1 protein-coding gene is annotated in these 1,239 nt (G+C 53.5%); it reads right to left on the reverse strand.

Annotation, left to right across the window (positions count from 1 at the left end; all coding sequences use genetic code 11):
• Positions 1-50: 50 nt before the first annotated feature.
• A protein-coding gene (locus AAZT04_RS25985) for an IS3 family transposase (protein ID WP_434682335.1) occupies positions 51-1,159 on the reverse strand; the annotation gives its coding sequence in 2 pieces (ribosomal slippage) (positions 51-898 and positions 898-1,159; 1,110 coding nt in all).
• Between the last annotated feature and the right edge of the window lie 80 nt (positions 1,160-1,239).

A 1,239-nucleotide genomic window follows, 5' to 3' on the forward strand; every position in this document is an offset into this window, starting at 1 on the left:
TTTGACCCGCTCCCCGTATGTGATCCATTCATAATCAGGAATAACCGGCCTCATTCTGGCTGCATATTCTGGCAACCGGCAGATTTCTCGGCAAATTCAGAAGGTGTCATCCAGCCCAGGGCAGAATGGGGACGGCTCTGGTTATAGTTTATGCGCCAGCCCTCGATTTTGCACCGTGCATCCTCCACAGACATGAACCAGTTCTCGTTCAAACATTCCTGCCGCAATCTGCCATTAAAGGACTCCACCGTAGCGTTGTCGGTCGGTGTTCCCGGGCGTGAGAAGTCGATCCTGATCCCTCTTTCATACACCCACTTGTCCAGCATTTTCCCTGCAAATTCAGAACCATTATCGGTTTTCAGCAACTGCGGTAAAGGACGCCTGAGCGCTATGCTGTTCAGCATCTCTGCCACTTCTGTCGAACGCAGATTCTGTCCCACACAGATCCCCAGGCATTCGCGGGTGTAAAGGTCGATAACCGTCAACAGGCGCAGTCGTCGCCCGTCAAACAACGCATCAGAAACAAAATCCATGCCCCAGACGTGGTTTGGATATAAGCCCTGAGGCTGCGGCTGCCGCCGCTGGGCAGATTTATTGCGACGTGGTCGTTTGAGGCGTAGCGAGAGCCCTTGCTCACAGTAGAGGCGGTAGATCCGTTTGTGATTGTCGCGCCAGCCCTCACGCCGTAGCATCACGTGTACCCGGCGATATCCGTAGTGAATTCGCGTTTCGGTGATCTCACGAATACGCAGGCGCAGTGCGCTGTCATCGGCAGCAACAGAACGATATCTAAACGAGCTGCGGCTGAGCCGTAGCGCAAAACAGATTTGTCTTTCGCTGGCACCGTATCGGGCCTGTAAATCCCTGACCCATTCGCGCAGGCGTGCCAGCGTCAGTTCTTTTTTGCGAGCACATCCTGCAGCATCGCCTTGTCGAGGCTCAGATCAGCAACCAGCCTCTTCAGCCTGAGATTTTCTTCTTCGAGCTGCCGCATGTGCTTCAGCTCTGAAGGGGAAATCCCGCCGTATTTTTTACGCCACGTGTAAAAGGTGGCATCAGAGATACCCAGTTTACGGCAGACTTCAGGCACCGATGTACCCAGCTCGGCCTGTTTCAGGGCAAAGACAATCTGTTCTTCGGTGAATCGTGACTTTTTCATCGGCACAACCTCCACTCAGGGGAGTGTTTATCATGCCGGAATTCTGTTTCTGAATGGAGCAGGATTTTGGGGTAGGGTCA

The organism is Serratia sp. Je.1.23.a (genome assembly GCF_051129805.1).
Lineage (GTDB): Bacteria > Pseudomonadota > Gammaproteobacteria > Enterobacterales > Enterobacteriaceae > Serratia > Serratia liquefaciens.